Source organism: Pseudomonas sp. YQ_6 (assembly GCF_043103245.1).
In the GTDB taxonomy this organism is placed as follows: Bacteria; Pseudomonadota; Gammaproteobacteria; order Pseudomonadales; family Pseudomonadaceae; genus Aquipseudomonas; species Aquipseudomonas alloputida.
In genome coordinates, this window is record NZ_JBICJR010000049.1 from 30111 (window position 1) to 48109 (window position 17999).

Consider the following 17999-nt stretch of genomic DNA (forward strand, 5'->3'; position numbering starts at 1 on the left):
CAGATGTTCGAACGCCTGCGTGAAGATATTCAAAGCGTATTCCACCGAGACCCGGCTGCACGCAATGCCTTCGAGGTGCTCACCTGCTACCCCGGCATGCATGCCATCTGGCTGCACCGCCTGGGCAATGCCCTGTGGAGGCGTGATTTCAAATGGCTGGCCCGGCTGGTGTCGAACTTCGGTCGCTGGCTGACCGGTATCGAAATCCACCCTGGCGCCACCATTGGGCGGCGCTTTTTCATCGATCACGGTATGGGCATCGTCATTGGCGAAACCGCCGAGATCGGTGATGACGTCACCCTGTACCAGGGGGTGACGCTCGGTGGCACCAGCTGGAACAAGGGCAAGCGCCATCCCACCTTGGAAAACGGCGTGGTGGTAGGGGCCGGTGCCAAGGTGTTGGGGCCTTTCACGGTCGGCGCCGGGGCCAAGATCGGTTCCAATGCGGTGGTCACCAAGGCGGTGCCGGCCGGGGCTACGGCGGTAGGCATTCCGGGGCGGATCATCGTCAAGAGCGAGGACACCGAAGTCGAAGCCAAGCGTAAGGCAATGGCCGAGAAGATCGGCTTTGACGCCTATGGTGTCAGTGGCGACATGCCCGACCCGGTGGCGCGGGCCATCGGCCAGATGCTCGATCACCTGCAGGCCGTCGACGAACGGTTGGAGGGTATGTGTGGCGCGCTGACCAAGATGGGCAGTGACTATTGTGCCAAGGAACTGCCGGCCTTGCCGGAGGACGACTTCAGCGAGGCTGCCCAGGTGGCCCAGCGCGACACTCAGCCGCATTGATCGCGCCGCACTGAAGTCATGGTGGCATGCGGGGCGTGTGCTCACGCCCCTCGTCTGCTACAATCGCGCCCGCCTCCCTGATGCAATCCCGACTAAAGCAGTAGGTCTAATAGTTGACTTAAATGCTCGGGAATCGCATACTCGCACACATCCTGAAACTCCCGTGGTACCCAATAGCCATGCGACTGACTACCAAAGGCCGATACGCCGTGACCGCCATGCTCGACCTGGCGTTGCACGCGAAGCATGGGCCGGTGTCTTTGGCCGATATTTCCGAGCGCCAGGGCATTTCCCTCTCTTATCTGGAGCAGCTGTTCGCCAAGCTGCGCCGCAGCAGCCTGGTTTCCAGCGTGCGCGGTCCAGGCGGTGGCTACCAGCTGTCGCGGGGCATGGAAACCATCCAGGTGGCCCAGGTTATCGACGCGGTCAACGAATCGGTTGATGCCACCCGTTGCCAGGGGCTCGGGGACTGCCATGCCGGTGATACCTGCCTGACCCATCACCTGTGGTGCGACCTCAGCCAGCAGATCCATGAATTCCTCAGCGGCATAAGCCTGGCCGACCTCGTCAAGCGCCGTGATGTGCAGGAAGTCGCCCAGCGCCAGGACCTGCGCCGTGTCGCAGGGCGAACCGCCCAGCTGGACAAGATTGAGACGTCTGCCGTCGATTGACCCCCTGGGACGACGAGCGACGCCACCGCCTGATAGGAGAGACAAATGAAGTTGCCGATCTACCTTGATTACTCTGCGACCACTCCGGTCGACCCACGCGTTGCCCAGAAAATGGCCGACTGCCTGCTGGTCGACGGGAACTTCGGTAACCCGGCCTCGCGCTCCCACGTCTTTGGCTGGAAGGCCGAAGAAGCGGTGGAGAACGGTCGTCGCCAGGTTGCCGAGCTGATCAACGCCGATCCGCGCGAAATCGTCTGGACCAGCGGTGCCACCGAGTCCGACAACCTCGCGCTCAAAGGTGTCGCGCACTTCTATCAGACCAAGGGCAAGCACATCATTACCTCCAAGATCGAGCACAAGGCGGTCCTGGATACCGCTCGCCAGCTGGAGCGCGAAGGTTTTGAAGTCACTTACCTGGAGCCAGGCGAAGACGGCATCGTCACCCCGGCCATGGTAGAAGCGGTGTTGCGCGACGATACCATCCTGGTCTCGCTGATGCATGTGAACAACGAAGTCGGCTCGATCAACGACATTGCCGCCATCGGTGAACTGACCCGTTCGCGCGGCGTACTGTTCCATGTCGACGCCGCCCAGTCGGCCGGCAAGGTCGAAATCGACCTGCAAAAGCTGAAAGTCGACCTGATGTCGTTCTCGGCGCACAAGGTCTATGGCCCGAAAGGCATCGGCGCACTGTACGTCAGCCGCAAGCCGCGTGTTCGTCTTGAAGCCATCATTCACGGCGGCGGTCATGAGCGCGGCATGCGTTCGGGCACCCTGCCGACCCATCAGATCGTCGGCATGGGCGAAGCCTTCGCCATTGCCAAGCAGGAAATGGTTGCAGAAAACGCACGCATCAAGGCCCTGAGCGACCGCTTCTTCAAGCAGGTCTCAAACCTTGAAGAGCTGTACGTCAATGGCAGCCAGACTGCGCGTGTACCGCACAACCTGAACCTGAGCTTCAACTACGTCGAAGGCGAATCGCTGCTGATGTCGCTGAAAGACATCGCCGTATCGTCCGGTTCGGCCTGTACCTCCGCGTCGCTCGAGCCGTCCTACGTACTGCGTGCTCTGGGCCGCAACGACGAGCTGGCGCACAGCTCGATCCGCTTCTCCTTCGGCCGTTTCACCACTGAAGAAGAAGTCGACTACGCCGCGCAGAAAGTCTGCGAGGCCGTCAATAAACTGCGTGAGCTGTCGCCGCTGTGGGATATGTACAAAGACGGCGTTGACATCTCCAAGATCGAGTGGGCCGCCCACTAAGCAGTCGCCGGCAAGAGCGGCTCCCTGATGAGGAAGGAATTGCACCATGGCATACAGTGAAAAGGTCATCGACCACTACGAAAACCCGCGCAACGTCGGCAAGATGAATGCCGAAGACCCGGATGTCGGCACCGGCATGGTCGGCGCCCCGGCCTGCGGTGACGTGATGCGTCTGCAGATCAAGGTCAACGAGCAGGGCGTTATCGAAGACGCCAAGTTCAAGACCTACGGCTGCGGTTCGGCCATCGCGTCCAGTTCTCTCGCCACCGAGTGGATGAAGGGCAAGACTCTGGACGAGGCCGAAACCATCAAGAATACCCAACTGGCCGAAGAGCTGGCGTTGCCGCCGGTCAAGATCCACTGCTCGGTACTCGCCGAAGATGCCATCAAGGCAGCCGTACGCGACTACAAGCAGAAGAAAGGCTTGATCTAAGTCGCCTGTTGCAAGGTAAGGAGTTCTGATGGCTATCAGCATGACAGAAGCCGCCGCCAACCACATTCGCCGCTCCCTCGACGGGCGCGGCAAAGGTGAGGGCATTCGCCTGGGCGTGCGCACCACCGGTTGCTCGGGTCTGGCCTACGTGCTGGAATTCGTCGACGAACTGGCGGACGAAGACCAGGTGTTCGAAAACCATGGCGTCAAGGTGATCATCGATCCCAAGAGCCTGGTCTACCTCGACGGCACCGAACTGGATTTCGTCAAGGAAGGGTTGAACGAAGGCTTCAAGTTCAACAACCCCAACGTGCGCGGTGAGTGTGGCTGCGGCGAAAGCTTCAACGTTTGAGGCTGGCTGTGGGTACTCCTTGTCATTACGCATTGTTTGACCTCCAGCCAAGCTTCCGTCTGGATCTCGACAAGCTGGCCACTCGCTATCGCGAGCTGGCCCGCGAAGTCCATCCTGACCGCTTTGCCGACGCCTCCGAGCGTGAGCAGCGTATAGCGCTGGAAAAATCCGCGGCCCTCAACGACGCTTACCAGACGCTGCGCAGTGCGCCGCGTCGCGCGCGCTACCTGCTGGCCATCAGCGGCCATGAAGTGCCCCAGGAAGTCACGGTCCACGACCCTGACTTCCTGCTGCAGCAGATGCAGTGGCGTGAAGAGCTCGAAGAACTGCAGGATGAAGCCGACCTTGACGGTGTCGGCGTGTTCAAGAAGCGCCTGAAGGCCGCCCAGGACACGCTGAATGAGGACTTTGCCGGCTGCTGGGATGCCCCGGGCGAGCGCGACAAGGCTGAACGCCTGATGCGCCGCATGCAGTTCCTCGACAAGCTCGCCCAAGAAGTGCGCCAACTGGAAGAGCGCCTCGACGATTAACCCCGGTGCTGCCCGTGATGGCACCTAAGGTATTCAGATAAGCATGGCCCTACTGCAGATTGCCGAACCCGGTCAAAGCCCTCAGCCGCACCAGCGCCGCCTGGCGGTTGGGATCGACCTGGGCACCACCAACTCAATGGTCGCTGCACTGCGCAGCGGCCGTAGCGAGCCCCTGCCCGACGCGCAGGGTAACGTCATTCTGCCGTCCGCGGTACGCTACCTCGAAGGGCGTAACGAAGTGGGGCAGGCCGCGCGTGATGCTGCCTCCAGCGACCCGTTGAACACCGTGCTGTCGGTCAAGCGCCTGATGGGGCGCGGCCTGGCCGACGTCAAGCAGCTGGGCGAGCAACTGCCATACCGCTTTGTGGGTGGTGAATCGCACATGCCGTTCATCGACACCGTGCAGGGGCCGAAAAGCCCTGTGGAAGTGTCTGCCGACATCCTGAAGGTGTTGCGCGAACGTGCCGAAGCTACCTTGGGTGGCGAGCTGGTAGGCGCGGTGATCACCGTGCCGGCCTATTTCGATGACGCCCAGCGTCAGGCTACCAAAGACGCTGCGCGTCTGGCCGGCCTGAACGTGCTGCGCCTGCTCAACGAACCGACTGCGGCTGCCGTAGCCTACGGCCTTGACCAGAACGCCGAAGGCGTGGTGGCCATCTATGATCTGGGCGGCGGCACTTTCGATATTTCCATCCTGCGCCTGACCGCTGGCGTATTCGAAGTGCTCGCCACCGGTGGTGATACCGCCCTGGGGGGGGACGACCTCGATCACGCTATTGCCGGCTGGATCATCGAGCAGGCTGGCTTGTCGTCTGACCTCGACCCGGCTACCCAGCGCGCGCTGCTGCAAACCGCCTGCGCCGCCAAGGAAGCCCTGACCGATGCCGACGTGGTCAGCGTCAGCCACGGCGCCTGGCAGGGCGAACTGAGTCGCAGCGCTTTCGAAGCCATGATCGAACCCCTGGTCGCCCGCAGCCTCAAGGCTTGCCGCCGCGCTGTGCGCGACAGTGGGGTTGAACTGGAAGAGGTCGGCGCTGTGGTCATGGTCGGTGGTTCGACCCGCGTGCCGCGTGTGCGTGAGGCCGTGGGCGCGCTGTTCGGGCGCACCCCGCTGACCTCGATCGACCCAGACCAGGTGGTGGCCATCGGTGCCGCCATCCAGGCCGACACCCTGGCCGGCAACCGCCGCGAAGGTGGCGAGCTGCTGCTGCTCGATGTCATCCCGCTGTCGCTTGGTCTTGAAACCATGGGCGGGCTGATGGAGAAGGTGATCCCGCGTAACACCACCATTCCGGTGGCCCGCGCTCAGGAGTTCACCACTTACAAAGATGGCCAGTCGGCCATGATGATCCACGTACTGCAGGGCGAGCGCGAGCTGATCAGCGACTGCCGTTCGCTAGCCCGCTTCGAGCTGCGCGGCATCCCGGCCATGGTTGCCGGTGCTGCAAAAATCCGCGTCACCTTCCAGGTGGATGCCGATGGCCTGCTCAGCGTCGCTGCCCGCGAGCTGGGTTCGGGCGTGGAAGCCAGCATTCAGGTCAAGCCGTCCTACGGCCTGACCGACGGCGAAATCGCCCGCATGCTCAAGGACTCCTTCGAACACGCCGGTTCCGACAAGCACGCCCGCCAGCTGCGAGAGCATCAGGTAGATGGCGAGCGGCTGCTCGAGGCGGTACAGGGCGCCCTGGACGCCGACGGCGATCGCCTGCTCAGCAGTGATGAGCGCGACGCCATCGAATTCCAGATGCAAGAACTACGTGATTTGCTGGCCGGCACCGATGGCGCAGCCATCGAGCAACAGACCAAGCGTCTGTCGCAGGTGACCGATGCATTTGCCGCCCGTCGCCTTGATTCGACGGTCAAAGCCGCACTGGCCGGGCGCAACCTGAATGAGATCGAGGAGTAATCGATGCCGCTGGTGACATTCCTGCCGCATGAGAAGTTCTGCCCCGAGGGGCTGACCGTGGAGGTCAAGCCCGGGACCAACATCCTGGAGCTGGCCCACGACCATCACATCGAGATGGAAAGCGCCTGCGGCGGCGTCAAGGCCTGTACCACTTGCCACTGCATCGTGCGCAAGGGCTTCGATTCGCTCGAAGAGGCTGACGAGCTGGAAGAAGACATGCTGGACAAAGCCTGGGGCCTGGAAGCGCAATCGCGCCTGGGTTGCCAGGTTTTCGTCGCTGACGAAGACCTGACCATCGAGATCCCCAAGTATTCGCTCAACCATGCTGCCGAAGCACCGCACTGAGGGCCTGTACATGAGTCTGAAATGGGTTGATGTACTTGAGATCGCAATCCAGCTTGCAGAAAGCAAGCCTGAGGTCGATCCTCGTTATGTGAATTTCGTGGACCTGCACCGCTGGGTGCTGGCATTGCCAGAGTTCAGCGACGATCCGTCACGCGGCGGTGAGAAGGTGCTCGAGGCAATCCAGGCCGCCTGGATCGACGAAGCCGACTAAGCGTCACTTGCAGGTTAGGCAATCCCCCGGAACCCGCGTATAATTCGCGGGTTTAATTTTTCGTAACACTCATATTCTGGAGTTTTCCATGGCTGTTCAACGTACTTTCTCCATCATCAAGCCTGACGCTGTTGCCAAAAACGTCATCGGCAAGATCACCACTCGCTTCGAAGAAGCCGGCCTGAAAATCGTTGCCTCGAAAATGAAGCAACTGTCCAAAGCCGAAGCCGAAGGCTTCTACGCTGAGCACAGCGAGCGCGGCTTCTTCGGTGACCTGGTTGCCTTCATGACTTCCGGTCCGGTCGTTGTCCAGGTTCTGGAAGGCGAGAACGCCATTGCCAAGAACCGTGAGCTGATGGGTGCTACCAACCCTAAAGAAGCTGCTGCCGGCACCATCCGCGCTGACTTCGCCGAGTCGATCGACGCCAACGCCGTTCACGGTTCGGACTCCGAAGCTGCTGCTGCTCGCGAAATCGCTTACTTCTTCGCTGCTACCGAGGTAACCACTCGCTAAGCGAAAGCTTACGGGTGAGGGTGAATCCATGACGACATCTACTGGCAAAATCAACCTGTTGGGTCTGACCCAGCCGGAAATGGAACAATTCTTCGACTCTATTGGGGAGAAGCGCTTCCGTGCCGGCCAGGTGATGAAATGGATTCACCATTTTGGCGTGTCCGACTTTGCGGCCATGACCAACGTAGGCAAGGTCTTGCGCGAAAAGCTCGAGGCCGTTGCCGAAATTCGCCCACCGGAAGTGGTCAGTGAAGACATTTCCGCCGACGGCACCCGTAAATGGGTGATCCGCGTTGCCTCCGGTAGCTGCGTCGAGACCGTCTATATTCCAACCGACGACCGCGGCACGCTGTGCGTATCGTCGCAAGCCGGCTGTGCCCTGGACTGCAGCTTCTGCTCCACCGGCAAGCAAGGCTTCAACAGCAACCTCACTGCCGCCGAAGTGATCGGCCAGGTGTGGCTTGCCAACAAATCCTTCGGGACCGTTCCTGCCAAAGTCGACCGCGCGATTACCAACGTGGTCATGATGGGCATGGGCGAGCCCTTGCTGAACTTCGACAACGTCATTGCCGCCATGAAAATCATGATGGATGACCTTGGCTATGGCATTTCCAAGCGCCGTGTCACCTTGTCCACCTCGGGCGTGGTGCCCATGATCGACGAACTCGCCAAGCACATCGACGTGTCGCTGGCCCTGTCGCTGCATGCGCCGAACGACGAACTGCGCAACAAGCTGGTACCGATCAACAAGAAGTACCCGCTGAAGATGCTGCTGGAATCGTGCATGGGCTACATGTCCACCTTGGGCGGCAAGCGCGTGCTCACCGTCGAGTACACCCTGCTCAAGGACGTCAACGACCAGCCCGAGCATGCCGCGCAGATGATCGAACTGTTGCGCGATGTACCCTGCAAGATCAACCTGATCCCGTTCAACCCGTTCCCGCATTCGGGCTACGAGCGACCGAGCAACAACGCCATTCGTCGCTTCCAGGACCTGCTGCACCACGGTGGCTTCAACGTCACCACCCGTACCACGCGCGGCGACGACATCGACGCTGCCTGTGGCCAGCTGGTCGGCCAGGTCAATGACCGTACTCGCCGCAGTGAGCGCTACATCGCTGTTCGCCAGCTTTCTGCGGACGTCGAACTGCCAGACAGCGCCGCCAGCCACTGACAGGTACCTTGCCCATGAGCCTGCGTGCCGCGCTGTCGATCCTTGCGCTTTCGCTGCTGGCCGGCTGCGTGTCGGGCGGCGCGAGCGACCCCTTGGCCAGTCGCCAGGGCAGGGTGGAGGCAGGGCGGGCTTATGTACAGCTTGGCTTGGGTTATTTGCAACAAGGTTTGACCGAACAGGCCAAGGCGCCGCTGGGAAAGGCCCTGGCGCTGGATGACCAGGATGTCGATGCGCACGCCGCGCTGGCGGTAGTGTTTCAAGCCGAAGGCGAGCCGGCGTTGGCCGAAGCACATTTTCGCAAGGCCTTGCTGATAAGCCGCGGTGACACGCGAATTCGCAACAATTACGGCAGTTTCCTTTATGCTCAGGGGCGATTTGCCGAGGCCAAGCAGATGTTTCGCCTGGCCAGTGCCGATACCCTGTATCCTGAGCGCTCACGCGTATACGAGAATCTGGGCCTGACCGCCCTGAAGCTCGAACGCCGCGATCAGGCGCACGCGTATCTGTTGAAAGCGTTACAACTCAACCAGCGGCAACCAAAAGCGTTGCTGGAAATGGCTGAGTTGTCCTACGAAAACAGGCATTATGTGCCGGCCCGGGACTACTACGATCGTTTCAGCCAGTTGAGCGACCACGACGCCCGTAGCCTGCTGCTGGGCAGCCGCCTTGCCAGGGTGTTCGACGAGCAGGGCGCACTGGCCGAATTGGGCCAGCAATTACAACGACTTTATCCCGGTACGCCGGAATATCAGCAATACCTGTCGGAGCAACGATGAACGCCGCGCATCCCGAAGTAGCAGTAGCGCCTGGCCAGAACCCCGGTGAGCTTTTGCGCCTGGCCCGTGAGAAACGGGACTGGTCTCAAGCCGAGGTGGCCCGCAAGCTCAACCTCACTGTCAGTTCGTTGAACCACGTGGAAACCGGCGCCTTCGACAAGCTGCCCGGGCATACTTTCGCTCGTGGCTACATTCGCGCCTACGCCAAGCTGATGGACCTCGACCAGGCCGCCCTGGTAGATGCCTTCGACCGCTACACCGGTACCCACGCCAAAGGCAGCGACGTGCATTCGCTGGGCCGTATCGAAGAGCCTGTGCGGTTGTCGCACAACATCCTGCGCGGCGTCAGCCTGCTGTTGCTGGTGGCTGTGGTCGGTGGTGGCTTTTTCTGGTGGCAGGACCAGGGCAGCCTGCGGGGCAAGGAGTTGGCCAAGATCGCCTTGGAACATGTCGAGGTCGAAAGCGCCGACGGCACCACACAGATTCACCCGCTCGATGAGCCTGAAGACCAGGCCGTTTCCGCTGGCCAGCAAGCTGAAAGTGCGCCGCTGGCGCTGGAGCAGGGCGCTGCCGAGCAGCCTGCTGCCGCTGAACAGGCGCCGGTAACCTCTGAGGCAGCCATTGCCACAGCGCCTGCTCCAGCACAACAAGCGCCTGTGCAACCCGCACCTGCTGCTTCGCCTGCACCGGTTACTCCTCCAGTGCAGGCCACTGCTGCACCTGCACCGGCAGTGGCGGCCGCCGAGCCTTCCGCGGTGCCAGCTGGCAGCGCCAAGGTCGCCATCCAGTTCACTGCCGATTGCTGGACCCAGGTCAGCGACGGCAACGGCAAGGTGCTGTTCAGCGCCATCAAGCGCAAGGGGGACAACCTCGAGCTGACCGGCAAGCCGCCATTCGCGGTACGCCTGGGCTTTGCCCGGGGCGCCCAGGTAAGCTACAACGGCCAGGCCGTCGATGTTGCCCCGTTCACCAGTGGCGAGACTGCTCGCCTGAAGTTGGGACAGTAAGTCATGCACGGCGAATCTCCGATCAAACGTCGCGAATCCCGCAAAATCTGGGTTGGCAATGTGCCGGTGGGTGGTGATGCGCCCATCGCGGTGCAGAGCATGACCAACACCGACACCAACGATGTCGCTGCCACCGTGGCGCAAATCCAGCGTCTGGTCGACGCCGGCGTGGACATCGTGCGGGTCTCGGTGCCGGACATGGACGCGGCCGAAGCGTTTGGCAAGATCAAGCAACGGGTCAGCGTGCCGCTGGTCGCCGACATCCATTTCGACTACAAGATCGCCCTGCGCGTTGCCGAGCTGGGCGTTGATTGCCTGCGGATCAACCCGGGCAACATCGGCCGTGAAGACCGTGTGCGCGCCGTGGTCGATGCCGCCCGCGACCGCGGCATTCCGATTCGTATCGGGGTCAACGCCGGTTCGCTGGAAAAAGACCTGCAGAAGAAGTATGGCGAACCGACCCCGGCCGCACTGGTCGAGTCGGCCCTGCGCCACGTCGAGCATCTCGATCGCCTGGATTTCCAGGACTTCAAGGTCAGCGTCAAGGCCTCGGACGTGTTCATGGCTGTCGAAGCCTACCGTCTGCTGGCCAAGCAGATCGTGCAACCGCTGCACCTGGGCATCACTGAAGCCGGTGGCCTGCGTTCGGGCACCGTGAAGTCCGCCGTCGGCCTCGGTATGCTGCTGGCCGAAGGTATTGGCGATACCATCCGCATCTCGCTGGCGGCCGATCCGGTCGAAGAAGTGAAAGTCGGCTACGACATCCTCAAGTCGCTGCATCTGCGCTCGCGTGGCATCAACTTCATCGCCTGCCCGAGCTGCTCGCGGCAGAACTTCGATGTGGTCAAGACCATGAACGAGCTGGAAGGGCGCCTGGAAGACCTGCTGGTGCCGCTGGATGTGGCGGTGATCGGTTGCGTGGTCAACGGCCCGGGTGAAGCCAAGGAAGCCCATGTAGGCCTGACCGGCGGTACGCCGAACCTGATCTACATCGACGGCAAGCCGGCGCAGAAGCTGACCAATGACAACCTGGTCGATGAGCTTGAAAAACTCATCCGCCAGAAAGCGGCCGAAAAGGCCGAGGCCGACGCGGCGTTGATCGCTCGTGGCTGACACACAGAATTCGTAAGGACTTTTCGTGAGCAAATCGCTGCAAGCCATCCGTGGCATGAACGACATCCTGCCAGAACAGTCGCCGCTGTGGCGCTACTTCGAAGGCACCGTGGCCGGGCTGCTGGACTCCTACGGGTACAGCCAGATCCGCACGCCGATCGTCGAGTTCACCGAGCTGTTCAAACGCTCGATCGGTGAAGTGACCGACATCGTCGAAAAAGAGATGTACACCTTCGAGGACCGCAACGGCGATTCACTGACCCTGCGCCCTGAAGGCACCGCGGCCTGTGTGCGAGCAGTGCTCGAGCACGGCATCACCGGCAACGGTCAGGTGCAGAAGCTGTGGTACATCGGCCAGATGTTCCGCCACGAGCGCCCACAGAAGGGCCGCTACCGCCAGTTCCACCAGATTGGCGTGGAAGTGTTCAACCTGGACGGCCCGGACATCGATGCCGAGCTGATCATGCTGACCTGGCGCCTGTGGGGCCTGCTGGGCATTCAGGACGCGGTCAAGCTGGAGCTCAACAGCCTGGGCACCAGTGAAGCCCGCGCACGCTACCGTGACGCGTTGGTCGAGTTCCTCTCGGCGCGCCTGGAGCAACTGGACGAAGACAGCCAGCGCCGCCTGAAGAGCAACCCGCTGCGTATCCTCGACAGCAAGGACCAGAACACCCAGGCGGTGCTGGTTGGGGCGCCGAAGCTGGAAGACTATCTGGACGAAGAATCGCGCGTGCACTTCGAGGGCCTGAAGGCCCGCCTGGACGCTGCCGGTATTCCGTTCGTGATCAATACCAAGCTGGTACGCGGCCTGGACTACTACAGCAAGACCGTGTTCGAGTGGGTAACCGACAAGCTCGGTGCCCAGGGCACGGTGTGCGCGGGTGGCCGTTACGACGGCCTGGTCGAACAGATGGGTGGCAAGCCGACCACTGGCGTTGGTTTCGCCATGGGCATCGAGCGCCTGATCCTGCTGTTGGAAACCCTGGGCAAGGTGCCGGAGTCCATCAGCCGCCAGATCGACGTTTACCTGTGCGCCTTTGGCGAGCAGGCGGAGCTGGCAGGCCTGCGCCTGTCCGAAGGCTTGCGCGACCGCTTGCCGGGCCTGCGCCTGGCTGTCAACGCCGGTGGTGGCAGCTTCAAGAGCCAGTTCAAGAAAGCCGACAAGAGCGGTGCACTGTTCGCCCTGATCCTCGGCGACGACGAGCTGGCCAAGCAAGAAATCGGCTTGAAGCCCCTGCGTGGCCAGGGCGAACAACAGAACATTGCCTGGGATGCTCTTGCAGAGCACCTGGAAACCGCGATCGCGCAAGCGTAACGCGGTTCAACAAGCGAATAGGCGAAAAGGAGTATTGGGGTGTCGAGTACCGATGATGATGACCTGGCAGGCGTCAAGGACTGGTGGAGCCGCAACGGCAAGCCGCTGCTGACCGGTGCATTGCTGGCTGGCGTGGTGGTGTTGGGCTGGAATACCTGGCACAAATACCAGAACAACCAGTCGCAAGGTGCCTCGCAGTTGTATCAGGCGTTGATTGAAACCAGCCTGACACCGACCGGCCAGCCGGACGCCACCAAGGTCGCGGAACTGGCCGGCAAGCTCAAGAGCGAGTTTGGCGGCACCGCTTACGCCCAGTACGGCAGCCTGTTCGTGGCCAAGGTCGCGGTTGACAGCGGCAAGCTCGATGACGCCGCAGCCGAGCTGAAAAGCGTGTTGGACAATCCGGCCGACGTCACCCTGGGCGAGATTTCGCGTCAGCGTCTGGCGCGCGTACTGGCAGCCCAGGATAAGGCCGAGGATGCCCTCAAGCTGCTCGACGGTGACGCCGATAAAGCCTTCCTGGCAAGCCGTGAAGAGTTGAAGGGTGACCTGCTGGTGCAGCTGGGTCGCACCAACGACGCCCACAGCGCTTACGAAAAAGCCAAGGCCGCGCTGTCCGATGACGCGGCGGTCGGTGGCCTGCAATTGAAGCTGGATGACCTGGCTAAAGGGGACGCGTAAGTGATCGGTTGGAAACATGCAGCAGTGCTGACCCTGGCCGTACTGGCCGCAGGTTGCAGCAGCAACAGCAAGAAGGAACTGCCCCCGGCCGAGCTGACCAAGTTCACCGAGGAAGTGGTGCTGAAGAAGCAGTGGAGCCGTTCGATCGGTGATGGCCAGGGTGAAACCTACAACACCCTGGTACCGGCCATCGAGAACGACCGTATCTACGCTTCCGACGTCAACGGCGAAGTCTTCGCCCTCGACCGCATTACCGGTGACGTGGTGTGGAAGAAGGACCTGGAGCTGCAGGTTTCCGGTGCAGTTGGCGTAGGCTATGGCCTGGTCATGCTCGGTACCCTCAAGGGTGAAGTCATTGCCCTGGACTCCAGCACCGGTGAGGAGCGTTGGCGCTCGCGCGTGACCAGCGAAGTGCTCGCCCCACCTGCCAACAACGGTGACGTGGTGGTGGTGCAGACCCAGGACGACCGCCTGATCGGCCTGGATGCCGCCACTGGCGACCGCCGTTGGATCTACGAGAACTCCCCGGCCGTGCTGACGCTGCGTGGTACCGGTGCGCCGATCGCCACCAACCGCCTGGCGGTTGCCGGCCTGTCTACCGGCAAGGTAGTGGCGGTGGACATCAACAACGGTGTGCCGGTGTGGGAAAGCCGCGTGGCCATCCCGAAGGGCCGTTCCGAGCTGGACCGTGTGGTTGATATCGACGGCGGCTTGCTGCTATCTGGTGGTACCCTGTACGTCAGCACCTACCAGGGCCGTGTAGCGGGCCTGGACCTGGAAAGCGGCCGCGAGCTGTGGCAGCGCGATGCTTCCAGCTATGTGGGTGTTGCTCAGGGCTTCGGTAACGTCTACGTCAGCGAAGCCTCGGGTACCGTGGAAGGTGTGGATGAGCGCTCTTCCAGTGCCCTGTGGAGCAACGACAGCATGGCTCGCCGCCAGTTGACCGCCCCTGAAGTGTTCAGCAGCTACGTGGCTGTGGGTGACTTTGAAGGTTACCTGCACCTGCTGAGCCAGGTGGATGGCCGCTTCGTCGGCCGTGAGCGCATCGACAGCGATGGCCTGCGCGCCCGCCCACTTGTGGTCGGCGACACCATCTATGTCTTCGGCAACAGCGGCAAGCTCGAGGCACTGACCATCCGCTGAAGCTATGCTTGAAGCCTTGGCGGGCTTCAAGTCGCGGCGTACACGCCGCCCGTACTCCGGCCGCTGCCTTGCAGCGGCCTTTGCATTTTCAAGAATTCGAGAGTGGAGAGCCGATGGTTCCCGTAATTGCCCTGGTGGGCCGCCCGAACGTCGGCAAATCCACCATGTTCAACCGCCTGACCAAGACCCGCGATGCCATCGTCGGTGACCTGTCTGGCCTGACCCGTGACCGCCAGTATGGTGATGCCAGCTGGCAGGGTCGTTCCTTCATCCTGATCGACACCGGTGGTATCACCGGTGACGAAGTGGGCATGGACGAGAAAATGGCCGAGCAGTCGCTCATGGCCATTGAAGAAGCCGACTATGTGCTGTTCCTGGTTGATGCCCGTGCGGGCATGACTGCAGCAGACCAGATGATCGCCGAGCACCTGCGCAAGCGGAACAAGGCGGCGATCCTGGTTGCCAACAAGATCGACAACATCGACCCCGACGTTGCCCGCGCCGAATTCTCGCCAATGGGCATGGGTAACGCCATTCCGGTGGCGGGCTCCCAGGGCCGTGGTATCAACGCCTTGATGGAGGCCGTGCTCGGTCACCTGCCGCGTGATGCCGAAGACGAGGCCCTCGAACAGGACGTCGCTGAAGGTGAGGAAGCCGTGCGCATTCCTGGCCCAAGCGAGAAGGATGGCATCAAGATCGCCATCATCGGCCGCCCGAACGTTGGCAAGTCGACGCTGGTCAACCGCATGCTCGGTGAAGAGCGAGTGGTGGTCTACGACGAGCCGGGCACCACCCGTGACAGTATCTACATCCCGTTCGAGCGCGATGGCGAGAAGTACACCTTCATCGACACCGCCGGTGTGCGCAAGCGAGGCAAGATCCACGAGGAAGTCGAAAAGTTCTCGGTGGTGAAGACGCTGCAGGCGATCAAGGACGCCAACGTCGTGATCTTCGTCATGGATGCCCGCGAAGGTGTGGTCGACCATGACCTTAACCTGCTGGGCTTCGCCCTTGAAGCCGGTCGCGCCATCGTCATTGCCCTGAACAAGTGGGATGGCATGGAGCCGGGTGAGCGCGCCTACGTGAAGACCGAGCTGGAGCGCCGGCTGTTCTTCGTCGACTTTGCCGACATCCACTTTATTTCCGCGCTGCATGGCACGGGCGTGGGCAACTTGTACAAGTCGGTACAGGCTGCATTCCAGTCCGCGGTCACTCGCTGGCCGACCAGCCGCCTGACGCAGATCCTCGAAGATGCCGTGAGCGAGCACCAGCCGCCGATGGTCAATGGTCGCCGCATCAAGCTGCGCTATGCCCACCTCGGCGGTGCCAACCCGCCACTGATCGTGATCCACGGCAACCAGACTGACAGCATTCCCAAGTCGTACTCGCGTTACCTGGAAAACACCTATCGCCGCGTGCTCAAGCTGGTCGGTACGCCGATTCGTATTGAGTACAAGGGCGGCGAGAACCCGTATGAGGGCAAGAAAAACACCCTTACCGATCGCCAGGTCAACAAGAAACGCCGCCTGATGTCGCACCACAAGAAGGCCGAGAAGAAGCGTCGCGACAAACGCTAAGTAGCGCCATGTGGGGGCGGGCAAGGCCGCCCCCACAGACGCCCTTTGATCCAGAGCAATCCCCCTATTGTTTCAACCTTTTTCCTGACCGCTCGATCCGCTATGCTCGGACTCCACCCCGTGCCGGATATACCCCAGGAAAGAGGGCTCCATGATCCGCAGCAAACTGCCGAATGTCGGCACGACCATCTTCACCACCATGTCCCAGCTCGCCGTGCAGACCGGCGCGCTCAACCTGTCCCAGGGCTTTCCTGACTTCAATGGCCCGCAGGCCCTGCTCGATGCAGTGGGCCGGCACGTGGCTGCCGGGCATAACCAGTATTCGCCGATGACCGGCCTTCCGGCCTTGCGCCAGCAGGTAGCGGCCAAGGTCGAGCGGCTGTATGGGGCCAGGGTGGATGCCGATCAGGAAGTGACTATCACCCCCGGCGCCACCGAGGCTATTTTCTGTGCCATCCAGGCGGTGGTGCATGCCGGTGACGAAGTGATCGTCTTCGACCCCTGCTACGACAGTTACGAGCCGTCCGTGGAGCTGGCCGGGGGCCGCTGTGTACATGTGCAGTTGAGCGACGGCGATTTCCGTATCGACTGGCAGAAATTCAGCGATGCTTTGAGCCCGCGCACGCGCATGGTCATCCTCAACTCGCCACACAACCCCAGCGGCGCGTTGATCACCCGCGAAGACCTCGACCAGTTGTCCGCACTTATTGCCGACCGCGATATCTACCTGGTCAGCGATGAAGTGTACGAGCACTTGGTCTATGACGGCGTACGCCACGCCAGTGTGCTGGCCCATGAGCAGTTGTACTCCCGTGCCTTCGTGGTCAGTTCCTTCGGCAAGACGTACCACGTTACCGGTTGGAAGACCGGTTACGTGATCGCGCCGCCTGCCCTGAGCGCCGAGCTGCGCAAAGTGCACCAGTACGTCAACTTCTGTGGCGTGACGCCGCTGCAGTGTGCCTTGGCCGATTTCATGGCCGGGCATCCCGAGCATATTGATGAGTTGCCGGCCTTTTACCAGGCTAAGCGCGACCTGTTCTGCGGTTTGCTGGACGGCTCGCGTTTCAACTTTACCCGCACGACGGGCACTTATTTCCAGCTGGTGGACTATTCGCAAATCCGTCCTGACCTGAACGATGTCGACATGTCGCTGTGGCTGACGCGTGAGCACGGCGTGGCGACCATCCCGGTATCGGTGTTCTACCAGCAACCCATCCCCGAGCAACGCCTGGTACGCCTGTGCTTTGCCAAACGAGAGGAGACGCTGCGTCAGGCAGCGGAAAGACTATGCGCGATCTGAGTAAACTGCCGAACCTGAAAGTCGCACTGGTGCAAACCACCTTGGCCTGGCACGACCGCGAGGCCAACTACGCGCACTTCGAGGTGCTGCTGGAGCAGGTGGGCGAGGTCGACCTGGTGATCCTGCCGGAAATGTTTACCACCGGTTTTTCGATGCAATCGGAAAGCCTGTGCGAACTGGAGAACGGTCCGACCTACAAATGGCTGAAGGCGCAGGCGAAGAAGCATAACGCGGTGATTACCGGCAGTGTGATCATCCAGGCCGCCGATGGCAGCCACCGCAACCGCCTGTTGTGGGCGCGGCCGGACGGCGAGATTCTGCACTACGACAAGCGCCACCTGTTCCGCATGGCCGGTGAGCACAAACATTACACCCCAGGCGAGCGGCAGGTGCAGTTCGAGCTCAAGGGCTGGCGGATTCGCCCGCTGATCTGCTACGACCTGCGCTTCCCGGTGTGGAGCCGTGACGCCCAGGACACTGACCTGCTGCTGTACACCGCCAACTGGCCGGCGGCGCGTCGCCAGCACTGGAACCGCCTGCTGCCGGCGCGGGGGATCGAGAACCTGTGCTATGTGGCGGCGGTGAACCGGGTGGGCACGGACGGTAAAGGCTTTGCTTATTCTGGTGACAGCCAGGTGCTGGACTTCCAGGGTGAGAGCCTGCTCAGTGCCGGGGAGGCGGACGGGGTGTTCACTGCAGTACTGAGCGCGGCGGAACTGGCGGCGTACCGGGCCAAGTTCCCGGCCAACCTGGATGCCGATACCTTCGAGCTGCACTGACAGCAGGCCCGGCCCTTTCGCGGGTAAACCCGCTCCTACACAGATTGGTGGTGGACACACATCGGTGGTTGGGCACGGGCCCCCGTAGGAGCGGGTTTACCCGCGAAGAGGCCGGCCCTGCTG

The 17999-nt window shown here is 61.8% G+C and carries 20 protein-coding genes; all 20 read left to right on the top strand.

The features are described 5' to 3' along the window. Window positions 1–3 precede the first annotated feature (3 nt). Complete coding sequence (gene cysE / locus ACF8FG_RS16080) at window positions 4–789, top strand: serine O-acetyltransferase (protein WP_010952064.1); 786 nt, start codon at window positions 4–6, stop codon at window positions 787–789. Between the two features lie 179 nt (window positions 790–968). Continuing rightward, window positions 969–1460, top strand: a complete 492-nt coding sequence (gene iscR / locus ACF8FG_RS16085; protein ID WP_003248542.1) for a Fe-S cluster assembly transcriptional regulator IscR — start codon at window positions 969–971, stop codon at window positions 1458–1460. A gap of 45 nt (window positions 1461–1505) precedes the next feature. Then, the gene (locus ACF8FG_RS16090) at window positions 1506–2720 is read left to right on the top strand and encodes an IscS subfamily cysteine desulfurase (RefSeq protein ID WP_003248541.1); all 1215 of its coding nucleotides are present in this window, start codon (window positions 1506–1508) and stop codon (window positions 2718–2720) included. Between the two features lie 46 nt (window positions 2721–2766). Continuing rightward, window positions 2767–3153 (top strand): Fe-S cluster assembly scaffold IscU, encoded by a 387-nt coding sequence (iscU, locus tag ACF8FG_RS16095; protein WP_003248539.1) that lies wholly within the window; start codon window positions 2767–2769, stop codon window positions 3151–3153. 28 nt (window positions 3154–3181) lie between these two features. Beyond that, window positions 3182–3505: an iron-sulfur cluster assembly protein IscA gene (gene iscA, locus ACF8FG_RS16100; RefSeq protein WP_003248536.1), complete on the top strand. Its 324-nt coding sequence runs from the start codon at window positions 3182–3184 to the stop codon at window positions 3503–3505. Between the two features lie 8 nt (window positions 3506–3513). Next, on the top strand, window positions 3514–4035 hold the full coding sequence (gene hscB, locus ACF8FG_RS16105) for a co-chaperone HscB (RefSeq protein WP_010952065.1): 522 nt from the start codon (window positions 3514–3516) through the stop codon (window positions 4033–4035). A gap of 43 nt (window positions 4036–4078) precedes the next feature. Beyond that, window positions 4079–5941, top strand: coding sequence for a Fe-S protein assembly chaperone HscA (hscA, locus tag ACF8FG_RS16110; protein ID WP_392518963.1), 1863 nt, complete (start codon window positions 4079–4081; stop codon window positions 5939–5941). 3 nt (window positions 5942–5944) lie between these two features. Beyond that, complete coding sequence (fdx, locus tag ACF8FG_RS16115; RefSeq protein WP_003248531.1) at window positions 5945–6286, top strand: ISC system 2Fe-2S type ferredoxin; 342 nt, start codon at window positions 5945–5947, stop codon at window positions 6284–6286. A gap of 10 nt (window positions 6287–6296) precedes the next feature. After that, on the top strand, window positions 6297–6497 hold the full coding sequence (gene iscX, locus ACF8FG_RS16120; protein WP_003248529.1) for a Fe-S cluster assembly protein IscX: 201 nt from the start codon (window positions 6297–6299) through the stop codon (window positions 6495–6497). An 88-nt stretch (window positions 6498–6585) separates the two neighbouring features. Then, complete coding sequence (gene ndk, locus ACF8FG_RS16125) at window positions 6586–7011, top strand: nucleoside-diphosphate kinase (RefSeq protein ID WP_003248526.1); 426 nt, start codon at window positions 6586–6588, stop codon at window positions 7009–7011. 28 nt (window positions 7012–7039) lie between these two features. After that, window positions 7040–8185 carry a 23S rRNA (adenine(2503)-C(2))-methyltransferase RlmN gene (gene rlmN, locus ACF8FG_RS16130; protein WP_003248524.1) on the top strand — a complete coding sequence of 382 codons (1146 nt, stop codon included), beginning with the start codon at window positions 7040–7042 and terminating at the stop codon, window positions 8183–8185. A gap of 14 nt (window positions 8186–8199) precedes the next feature. Next, on the top strand, window positions 8200–8961 hold the full coding sequence (pilW, locus tag ACF8FG_RS16135) for a type IV pilus biogenesis/stability protein PilW (protein WP_014589755.1): 762 nt from the start codon (window positions 8200–8202) through the stop codon (window positions 8959–8961). Then, entirely contained in the window at window positions 8958–9968 is a 1011-nt protein-coding gene (locus ACF8FG_RS16140; RefSeq protein WP_014589756.1) for a RodZ domain-containing protein, read from the top strand. The genes pilW and ACF8FG_RS16140 overlap by 4 nt, the downstream gene beginning before the upstream one ends. Window positions 9969–9971: 3 nt before the next feature. Then, complete coding sequence (ispG, locus tag ACF8FG_RS16145; protein WP_010952070.1) at window positions 9972–11081, top strand: flavodoxin-dependent (E)-4-hydroxy-3-methylbut-2-enyl-diphosphate synthase; 1110 nt, start codon at window positions 9972–9974, stop codon at window positions 11079–11081. Window positions 11082–11106: 25 nt separating this feature from the next. After that, window positions 11107–12396 carry a histidine--tRNA ligase gene (gene hisS / locus ACF8FG_RS16150; RefSeq protein ID WP_014589757.1) on the top strand — a complete coding sequence of 430 codons (1290 nt, stop codon included), beginning with the start codon at window positions 11107–11109 and terminating at the stop codon, window positions 12394–12396. Between the two features lie 39 nt (window positions 12397–12435). After that, window positions 12436–13077 carry a tetratricopeptide repeat protein gene (locus tag ACF8FG_RS16155; protein WP_014589758.1) on the top strand — a complete coding sequence of 214 codons (642 nt, stop codon included), beginning with the start codon at window positions 12436–12438 and terminating at the stop codon, window positions 13075–13077. Next, complete coding sequence (bamB, locus tag ACF8FG_RS16160) at window positions 13078–14220, top strand: outer membrane protein assembly factor BamB (protein ID WP_003248513.1); 1143 nt, start codon at window positions 13078–13080, stop codon at window positions 14218–14220. A gap of 113 nt (window positions 14221–14333) precedes the next feature. Further along, window positions 14334–15797, top strand: coding sequence for a ribosome biogenesis GTPase Der (gene der / locus ACF8FG_RS16165; protein ID WP_014589759.1), 1464 nt, complete (start codon window positions 14334–14336; stop codon window positions 15795–15797). A gap of 151 nt (window positions 15798–15948) precedes the next feature. Then, on the top strand, window positions 15949–17097 hold the full coding sequence (locus ACF8FG_RS16170) for a pyridoxal phosphate-dependent aminotransferase (protein ID WP_014589760.1): 1149 nt from the start codon (window positions 15949–15951) through the stop codon (window positions 17095–17097). Beyond that, a complete protein-coding gene (locus ACF8FG_RS16175; protein WP_119714135.1) occupies window positions 17085–17876 on the top strand; it encodes an amidohydrolase in 792 nt (263 codons plus the stop codon). The genes ACF8FG_RS16170 and ACF8FG_RS16175 overlap by 13 nt, the downstream gene beginning before the upstream one ends. Window positions 17877–17999 lie beyond the last annotated feature (123 nt).

Excerpts from the sequence above, each read along its gene's own strand:
- iscR (WP_003248542.1), top strand. The coding sequence starts at position 969 with ATGCGACTGACTACCAAAGGCCGATACGCCGTGACCGCCATGCTCGAC.
- ndk (WP_003248526.1), top strand. The coding sequence starts at position 6,586 with ATGGCTGTTCAACGTACTTTCTCCATCATCAAGCCTGACGCTGTTGCC.
- iscA (WP_003248536.1), top strand. The coding sequence starts at position 3,182 with ATGGCTATCAGCATGACAGAAGCCGCCGCCAACCACATTCGCCGCTCC.
- fdx (WP_003248531.1), top strand. The coding sequence starts at position 5,945 with ATGCCGCTGGTGACATTCCTGCCGCATGAGAAGTTCTGCCCCGAGGGG.
- ACF8FG_RS16175 (WP_119714135.1), top strand. The coding sequence starts at position 17,085 with ATGCGCGATCTGAGTAAACTGCCGAACCTGAAAGTCGCACTGGTGCAA.
- ACF8FG_RS16140 (WP_014589756.1), top strand. The coding sequence starts at position 8,958 with ATGAACGCCGCGCATCCCGAAGTAGCAGTAGCGCCTGGCCAGAACCCC.
- der (WP_014589759.1), top strand. The coding sequence starts at position 14,334 with ATGGTTCCCGTAATTGCCCTGGTGGGCCGCCCGAACGTCGGCAAATCC.
- ACF8FG_RS16090 (WP_003248541.1), top strand. The coding sequence starts at position 1,506 with ATGAAGTTGCCGATCTACCTTGATTACTCTGCGACCACTCCGGTCGAC.
- ACF8FG_RS16170 (WP_014589760.1), top strand. The coding sequence starts at position 15,949 with ATGATCCGCAGCAAACTGCCGAATGTCGGCACGACCATCTTCACCACC.
- ispG (WP_010952070.1), top strand. The coding sequence starts at position 9,972 with ATGCACGGCGAATCTCCGATCAAACGTCGCGAATCCCGCAAAATCTGG.
- cysE (WP_010952064.1), top strand. The coding sequence starts at position 4 with ATGTTCGAACGCCTGCGTGAAGATATTCAAAGCGTATTCCACCGAGAC.
- hscA (WP_392518963.1), top strand. The coding sequence starts at position 4,079 with ATGGCCCTACTGCAGATTGCCGAACCCGGTCAAAGCCCTCAGCCGCAC.
- pilW (WP_014589755.1), top strand. The coding sequence starts at position 8,200 with ATGAGCCTGCGTGCCGCGCTGTCGATCCTTGCGCTTTCGCTGCTGGCC.
- iscX (WP_003248529.1), top strand. The coding sequence starts at position 6,297 with ATGAGTCTGAAATGGGTTGATGTACTTGAGATCGCAATCCAGCTTGCA.
- rlmN (WP_003248524.1), top strand. The coding sequence starts at position 7,040 with ATGACGACATCTACTGGCAAAATCAACCTGTTGGGTCTGACCCAGCCG.
- iscU (WP_003248539.1), top strand. The coding sequence starts at position 2,767 with ATGGCATACAGTGAAAAGGTCATCGACCACTACGAAAACCCGCGCAAC.